General features: G+C 71.6%; 9 protein-coding genes. 2 read left to right on the top strand and 7 right to left on the bottom strand.

The genetic code is table 11. The features are described 5' to 3' along the window. A partial coding sequence (locus CCN33_RS29500) for a S1 family peptidase (protein ID WP_086696401.1) occupies positions 1 to 1,113 on the top strand: 1,113 nt, incomplete at its 5' end. Between the two features lie 104 nt (positions 1,114 to 1,217). On the opposite strand, the gene CCN33_RS29495 is transcribed toward CCN33_RS29500, so the two are convergent. The 6 genes from CCN33_RS29495 to CCN33_RS29470 form a co-directional block, all read right to left on the bottom strand. Continuing rightward, positions 1,218 to 1,403: a hypothetical protein gene (locus CCN33_RS29495; RefSeq protein WP_086696398.1), complete on the bottom strand. Its 186-nt coding sequence runs from the start codon at positions 1,401 to 1,403 to the stop codon at positions 1,218 to 1,220. Between the two features lie 134 nt (positions 1,404 to 1,537). Continuing rightward, positions 1,538 to 2,233: a L,D-transpeptidase family protein gene (locus tag CCN33_RS29490; protein WP_086696400.1), complete on the bottom strand. Its 696-nt coding sequence runs from the start codon at positions 2,231 to 2,233 to the stop codon at positions 1,538 to 1,540. Between the two features lie 146 nt (positions 2,234 to 2,379). Next, positions 2,380 to 3,189 (bottom strand): SDR family NAD(P)-dependent oxidoreductase, encoded by an 810-nt coding sequence (locus tag CCN33_RS29485; RefSeq protein ID WP_086696397.1) that lies wholly within the window; start codon positions 3,187 to 3,189, stop codon positions 2,380 to 2,382. A 78-nt stretch (positions 3,190 to 3,267) separates the two neighbouring features. After that, a complete protein-coding gene (locus tag CCN33_RS29480) occupies positions 3,268 to 3,897 on the bottom strand; it encodes an MBL fold metallo-hydrolase (RefSeq protein WP_086696396.1) in 630 nt (209 codons plus the stop codon). Further along, positions 3,897 to 4,985: an S-(hydroxymethyl)mycothiol dehydrogenase gene (locus tag CCN33_RS29475; RefSeq protein ID WP_086696395.1), complete on the bottom strand. Its 1,089-nt coding sequence runs from the start codon at positions 4,983 to 4,985 to the stop codon at positions 3,897 to 3,899. The genes CCN33_RS29480 and CCN33_RS29475 overlap by 1 nt, the downstream gene beginning before the upstream one ends. A 200-nt stretch (positions 4,986 to 5,185) precedes the next feature. Beyond that, entirely contained in the window at positions 5,186 to 5,485 is a 300-nt protein-coding gene (locus CCN33_RS29470) for a hypothetical protein (protein ID WP_030805071.1), read from the bottom strand. 172 nt (positions 5,486 to 5,657) lie between these two features. Between CCN33_RS29470 and CCN33_RS29465 the strand changes: the two genes are divergently transcribed. Beyond that, positions 5,658 to 6,023 (top strand): nuclear transport factor 2 family protein, encoded by a 366-nt coding sequence (locus CCN33_RS29465; RefSeq protein WP_086696399.1) that lies wholly within the window; start codon positions 5,658 to 5,660, stop codon positions 6,021 to 6,023. 97 nt (positions 6,024 to 6,120) lie between these two features. On the opposite strand, the gene CCN33_RS29460 is transcribed toward CCN33_RS29465, so the two are convergent. Then, a complete protein-coding gene (locus CCN33_RS29460) occupies positions 6,121 to 7,146 on the bottom strand; it encodes an alcohol dehydrogenase (protein WP_086696394.1) in 1,026 nt (341 codons plus the stop codon). Positions 7,147 to 7,326: the final 180 nt, after the last annotated feature.

The raw sequence follows: 7,326 nt of genomic DNA, 5'->3' as shown, positions 1-7,326 counted from the left end.
GCCGCCGAGGTGCGCGCGGCGGGAGCGCGGGCGAAGGTCGTCGGCCACAGCATGAACGAGCTGAAGTCGGCCACCGCCGCGCTGCGCTCCGCCCCGCGTGTGCCGGGCACCGCCTGGGCGGTGGACTACCGCACCAACCGGATCGTGGTGAGCGGGGACAGCACGGTGTCGTCCGGCGACTGGACGAAGATGACTCACGTCGCCTCGCGCATCGGTGACTTCGTGACGATGCAGCGGACCGGGGGCAGGTTCACGACCCGGCTCAACGGCGCCCAGCCGATCCTCTCGACCGGCGGCCGCTGCTCGGCCGGGTTCAACGTGACCGACGGACAACGGGACTTCATCCTCACCGCCGGGCACTGCGGGCCGACCGGCTCCATCTGGTTCGCGGACGGCCAGGGCACCCGGCAGCTCGGCGCGACGGTCAACAGCAGCTTCCCCGGCGGCGACTTCTCCCTCGTCCAGTACGACACCGACAAGGCCGGTCAGGGCGCCGACGTGGTCGCCGTCGGCGGCGGCAAGGGCGTCCGCATCACCGGCGCGGGCGACGCGGCCGTGGGCCAGCGGGTGTTCCGCAGCGGCAGCACCAGCGGGCTGCACGACGGCCAGGTGACCGCGCTCAACGCGACCGTGAACTACCCCGAGGGCACCGTCACCGGCCTGATCGAGACCGATGTCTGCGCCGAACCCGGCGACAGCGGCGGCCCGATGTTCTCCGAGGGTGTCGCCCTCGGCGTCACCTCGGGCGGCAACGGCGACTGCACCACCGGCGGCACGACCTTCTTCCAGCCCGTGACCAAGGCGCTCACCGCGCTGAACGTGAAGCTGATCACCGCCACGCCTCCCCCCGGCGCGCAGAGCGCCGCCCCCACCCCCGCGACGGAGACGGGGCAGACCGGGATGACGCCGAGCACGGCCCGTCCCGGCTCCTCGGCGCCAGTGACCGGCGTGGACGGACAGACGCTGCTGGCCCGCCTGACCGACACCCGTAACGTCGGCCCCGGACTGCTCGTGATCGCGGGCAGTGTGATCGCGCTGGTCGCCACCCGGTACATCCGGGCCGAGCAGGACCGCAAGGCGTACCAGCGGTACTACTCGGCGACCTGGGGCTGACCCGGGGCCGAGGCAGGGCCGGCCGAGGAGGCGGGCACGGCAAACGAGGGCACCCGGTCACGGGTGCCCTCTGGGCAGTTCGACGGTGGCTCTGCGGGGTCCGGTCAGACCGGGCGGCGCGGTGTCGGGGCCGCGGCGGCCCACTCCATCACGAGGCGCTGGTACTCCGCGCGCTGCTCGCTGGTCAGGATGCCGCCCGACCGGCGCCACAGGGCCCGGATCTCCTCGTTGACCTCCGCGGCCGAGCGCCCGCAGGAGGCTTCAGCAGTGGTGGACATGGTGTGAAGCATATGCCGGTCCCCGTGAAGGCGCCGTGAATAAGTACGTGCGAATCGGTCATTTCGGACCGTGTTGCTCATCACGTCAAGAAGCCGTGCGGAAGGGCGAGTTCGGTTCGGCCCGCCCGTCCGCGCGCGGGCCGGGCTCAGGTGCCGGGCTTGCGGCCGTAGACGAAGACGTCGTCGCCGTTCTTCAGCAGCGACCAGTACTTCTTCGCGTCCTTCGTGGTCATGTTCACGCAGCCGTGGGAGCCCGGCGGGTTCCACATGCTGAGACCGACGGAGTGGAACGCCTGGCCGCCGTCGAAGAACTGGCTGTAGGGCATCGGCACGTCGTAGAGGTTGGAGACGTGGTCGATGTCACGCCAGTAGATCTTCTTCAGGCCGGTGCGGGTCTCGTACTTGTCGCGGCCGGTGCGCACCGGGACGGGCCCGTAGACCAGCTTCTTGCCGTCCTGGACCCAGCTGAGCTGAAGGGTGAGGTTCACGCAGGCGATGCGCCCCTTGTTCACCGGACACTTGCCGTCCTTGTTGGGGTTCTTCCCCACGGCCTTCTGCCGGTTCATGAGGTCCATCACACCCCAGGTGACGGGTCCCGCGTAGCCGATGTTGGGGGTGATGCCGTGCTTGTTCTGGAAGCTGCGGATGGCCGAGCAGTCCCCCGAGGACTGCTTGCCGTCCACCGTGCGGCCGAGGAACCGCTCGACCTGCTTCTGATACGGGCCCGCCTTGGTGGTGCAGCTCGCGGCCTGGGCCGGAGTGGCGGTGACGGCGATGGTGAGCGGCGCGACCAGCGCGCCGACCCCGAGTGCGACGGCTCCCCGTCTGCGTATGTCGCCCATGGTCGGCCCCATCCCTTCTCCCCTGCGGGTCCCAGGGACATCCCCCGGGGTGCGCGGCCCCGGTGGTTCCTGGGGCTTCGGCCTACTAGACCGGCTCCTCGGCCGGAAGGTTGTGTTTCCGGCATGCTGTGACGAAACGGTGAACTTTATCCCGGCCCGCCGCGGCTGCCGTCCATCGCGGTACGGAACCCGGTGTGCACGGAGGTGAGGCCGCCGTCGACGACGAGGGTGGTGCCGGTGATCCAGGCGGCGTCGCGGGACGCGAGGAAGGCGACGGCCGCCGCGATGTCCTCGGGCTCGCCGACCCGGCCGAGGGGATAGCAGTCGCGTACCGCGTCCAGGTCGTCGTCGCGGCCCTCCCAGGCGGAGGTGCGCACCGTGCCCGGCGCGACCAGGTTGACCCGGACCCCGCGGGCGGCCGAGCGGCCGGCGAGGGTGCGGGTGAGGGAGCCGAGGCCGGCCTTGGCGGCGCTGTAGGCGTGGTTGCCGAAGTCCATCAGGCCGTTGACCGAGCCGATGCTCACGATGGCGCCCCGTCCGGAGGCGGCGAGGTGGGGCAGCGCGGCCTGGCAGCAGCGGCGGACGCCGCCCAGGGTGATGTCGAGGTCACGGGCCCAGGACTCGTCCGGGTCGTCCTCGAACTTCTCGCCCGCGTCCGGTGAGCAGTGGGCGGCGCAGTTCACCAGCACGTCGAGCGAGCCGAAGGCGTCGACCGCGTGGGCCACCGCCGCCTCCACCGAGGCCCGGTCGGCCACGTCGCACACCAACGCCTCGGCAATGAGCCCCTGTTGGCGCAGCGAGTCGGCGGTCTGCTCGGCCTCGGGCGCGTCCTGATCGGTGATCAGGACCCGGGCGCCCTCCTGGGCGAGGCGCCGGGCGACGGCCGCGCCGATGCCCCGGCCCGCGCCCGTGACGAGGGCCGCGTGGCCCGTGAAGCGGTGGGTGAGATCGGTCATGGGCCGACGGTAGAGCAGCGGGGACCGCCGCGACAGAGGCTGTTCGGTCGCGGCGGTCCCCGCTTCAGGCGGTGCGGATCAGTGACCCCGCTCGATCCACTCCTGGAGGTGGCCCGACTCCTCGCCGATCGTCGTGGGGTCGCCGTGGCCGGTGAGCACCTTGGTCTCCGGGGGGAGGGTGAGCAGCCGGTCCCGGATCGAGTCGATGATCGTCGGGAAGTGCGAGTACGACCGGCCGGTGGCGCCGGGGCCGCCCTGGAAGAGGGTGTCACCGCTGAACACCGCCCCCAGACCCGGGTCGTAGAGGCAGACGGCGCCGGGGGCGTGACCGGGCGTGTGCAGCACGGTCAGGTCGGCTCCGGCGGTCTCCAGCACCTGGCCGTCGACCAGGTGCTCGTCGGGCTCGCGCTCGGGGTGGGTGAGCCGCCAGAGCGGCAGGTCGTCCGGGTGGAGCCAGATGGGGGCGCCGGTGCGCTCGGCGAGGGCGGGGGCCGCGTTCACATGGTCGTTGTGCGCGTGGGTGCACACGATCGCGGTGAGCCGGCGGTCGCCCACGGCCTCGAGGATGGCCTCGGCGTCGTGCGCAGGGTCGATGACGACGGCCTCGTGGTCGTCGCCGACGATCCACACGTTGTTGTCGACGTCCCAGCTCCCCCCGTCGAGGGTGAACTGGCCGGAGGTGACGAGGCGTTCGATACGGGCGGCCATCAGAACTCCACCACCGAGCGCAGCACGTCGCCGTGCTGCATGCGCTCGAACGCCTGCTCCACCTGGTCCAGCTGGATGGTCTCGGTGACAAACGCGTCCAGCGGCAGGCGCCCCTGGAGGTGCAGGTCGATCAGCATCGGGAAGTCCCGCGAGGGCAGACAGTCCCCGTACCAGGAGGACTTGAGGGAGCCGCCGCGGCCGAACACGTCCAGCAGGGGCAGTTCGAGCTTCATCTCCGGGGTGGGCACGCCGACCAGGACGACGGTGCCGGCCAGGTCGCGGGCGTAGAACGCCTGCCGGTAGGTCTCCGGGCGGCCGACGGCGTCGATCACCACGTCGGCGCCGAAGCCGCCGGTGATCTCACGGATCGCCTCGACCGGGTCGGTCTCCTTGGAGTTGACCGTGTGGGTGGCACCCAGTGTGCGGGCCATCTGCAGCTTGCGGTCGTTGACGTCGACGGCGATGATCTTGACGGCCCCGGCCAGCGCGGACCCGGCGATGGCCGCGTCCCCGACGCCGCCGCAGCCGATGACGGCGACGGAGTCGCCCCGGCCGACGTTGCCGGTGTTGATGGCGGCGCCGATGCCCGCCATGACACCGCAGCCGAGCAGTCCGGCGACGGCCGGGGAGACCCTGGGGTCGACCTTGGTGCACTGGCCGGCCGCGACGAGCGTCTTCTCGGCGAAGGCGCCGATGCCGAGGGCCGGAGTGAGCTCCTGGCCGGTGGAGGCGAGGGACATCTTCTGCTTCGCGTTGTGGGTGTTGAAGCAGTACCAGGGACGGCCACGCAGACAGGCCCGGCAATGGCCGCACACCGCACGCCAGTTCAGGATCACGAAGTCACCGGGCGCGACGTCGGTGACGCCCTCCCCCACCGACTCCACGACACCGGCGGCCTCGTGGCCGAGCAGGAAGGGGTAGTCGTCGGAGATGCCGCCCTGCTTGTAGTGCAGATCGGTGTGGCAGACCCCGCACGCCTGGATGTCCACGACGGCCTCGCCGGGGCCCGGATCGGGGATCACGATCGTCTCGATCCGTACCGGCTCGTCCTTCCCCGGTGCGACGACGCCGCGTACTTCCTGCGCCATGGTCAGGCCCCTTTCCGTCGGTGTTCCCATCGCCTTGACCCTACGCCACCGGGGGCCCGCAGGAAGGCCCCGTGAGGGCGTGGACCAGCGGGTTTCCCGGCACGAGCCGAGGGCCGCCCGGTCATGGACGGCCCTCACGGGTACGGCTGTTCGGATCCGGCGCATGGCGTCGCCCGGCAGACGTGAAGGGTCGGACAGGCCTAGAGACCGGGGAGCAGTCCGGTGACGGGGGCGGCGAGGTCGGTGAGCTGGTGCAGTTCGTTCAGCCGGTTCAGCTCGCTCACCTGGTTCAGGCCACGCAGCTGCTCGCCGACGCGGGGGACCTGGCTCTGGGCCTGGGGCGGGAGTTCGCTGAGGGCGACGTCGTCCAGCACGGTCATCGGGTTGAGCTGCCCGTTGGCCGGTGCGCTCGCGTCGGCCGCGTTCGCCAGAGGTGCGGCAAGGCCCGTGACACCGACGGCCAGACCGACGGCGGCGACGATGCGTCGTGTTGAGATCATGCCTGGAGCAACGTCCTTACCCCCGTGCCGGACACGGGCGGTGGCCGGAGCTCACCCGACAGGCGGACCCCGTTCGCTTGCGTTTGCCGTCGTCGCCGGGGCGGAGGAGTCTCGGATGTGGGCCCCCGCGGTCCGCCGCCCGCCGGGCCGCGGGCGTACGAAGGAGGTCACCATGGGCAGCAAGAGGGATTCCGCCTTCACCACGGAGGCACTGCGCGAGGCCATCGAAGCGGACTCCGGAGACGGCCTGCTCGCACTGTACGAGGACGACGCGGAGATCCGCGTCATCGACCAGGCCGACCAGCCGAGCCACCCCAAGGTGCTGCGCGGCCGGGGCGAGATCGAGGAGATGCTCGCCGACATCTACAGCCGCGAGATGATCCACCGGCTCGACCAGTGCGTCATCGACGGCGACCACGCGGCGTTCACCGAGTCGTGCCAGTACGCCAACGGCAACAAGGTCTACGCCGAGTCGATGCTCACGCTGCGCGACGGCCGGATCTCGGACCAGATCCTCATCCAGGCATGGGACGAGTAGGCGCCAGGTTCACGCGGGTCCAGGTCACCTCCCGGCTGACCTGGACCTTCTCGGCCCGGCTGCCGCACCGGCGCCGGCGCCGGCACGGCTGAGCGGGTCAGGGGGTGAGGACCATCCGGAAGCGGGCCTTGCCCGAGAGCATCTTCTGGAAGGCGGAGTCGACATCGTCCAGCGGCACGGTCTCGGTCATCGGACGGATGCCGTGCAGGACGCTGAACTCCATGGTGTCCTGCACGTCCTGGGAGGTGCCGGAGGGGTGGCCCTTGACCTCACGGCCGGCCAGGAGCAGCTGGACCGGGCTGATGTCGATCGGCTCCATGGCGGCGCCGATGACGACGAGCTGGCCGCGCGGGGCGAGGCCGTCCACGGTGGCCGACATGGCGTCGGAGTTCCCGGCGGTGGCCAGCACCACCTTGGCACCGCCCAGCGCCTGAAGCGCCTCGGCGACCGCGGTCCCGGAGGTGCTGTCGATGTAGTGGTGGGCGCCCAGTTCCCGCGCGAAGTCCTCCTTCCCGGCGCCGCGCGCGATGGCGACGGTCTCGAACCCCATCGCGGCCGCGTACTGCACTCCGAGGTGCCCCAGCCCGCCGACCCCGAGAACCGCGACCAGGTCTCCACCGGGCCGGGCGTCGGTGCGCCGCAGGGCGTTGAAGGTGGTGACGCCCGCGCAGGCCATGGGCCCCGCGTCGACGGCGTCCAGTCCCTCGGGGATGCGGGCGAGCGCGTCGACGGGCACGATCACCTGCTCGGCGAAGCCGCCGTCGTAGGCCCAGCCGGGCACCTGGAGGCGGACGCAGGTGATGAAGTCGCCCTCGCGGCACGGCTTGCACCAGCCGCAGCTCCCGCCGAACCAGCCGACCGCGACCCGGTCCCCGGCCTTCCAGTCCCGTTCCGCCGTTCCCTCCCCCAGCTCGGCGATCCGCCCGGCGATCTCGTGCCCGGCGACCTCGGGGAAGGAGATGCCGGGCAGCCCGCCCTCGACGAACATGGCGTCGCTGTGGCAGATCCCGCACGCCTCCACGGCGATCCGCACGTGGCCGGGGCCCGGCTGCCGCACCTCCCGTTCGACCAGCTCGAAGCCGCCGCCGGGTTCCGTCACCTGCGCCACTCGATAGGTACTCATACGCCTCTCCGGAGAAACGTCGCGAAGGCCCGCGCGGGCCCTCGCTCCAGCAGACCAGCAGTACCCCGATCCCGCGCGTCGACGCGGGGAGCCAGGGCTACGGGAGGGTGTGCGTGGTGACGTCGGTCAGGGCGCCGTCCGCCACGGACATGACCGCCACCGTGGCGGACGGCGCCCTGA

It is taken from the genome of Streptomyces recifensis (assembly GCF_002154615.1).
Classification (GTDB): Bacteria; Actinomycetota; Actinomycetes; order Streptomycetales; family Streptomycetaceae; genus Streptomyces; species Streptomyces griseoluteus.
Note: the sequence above shows the minus strand (reverse complement) of the source record. Positions and strands in the feature narration are given on the sequence as shown.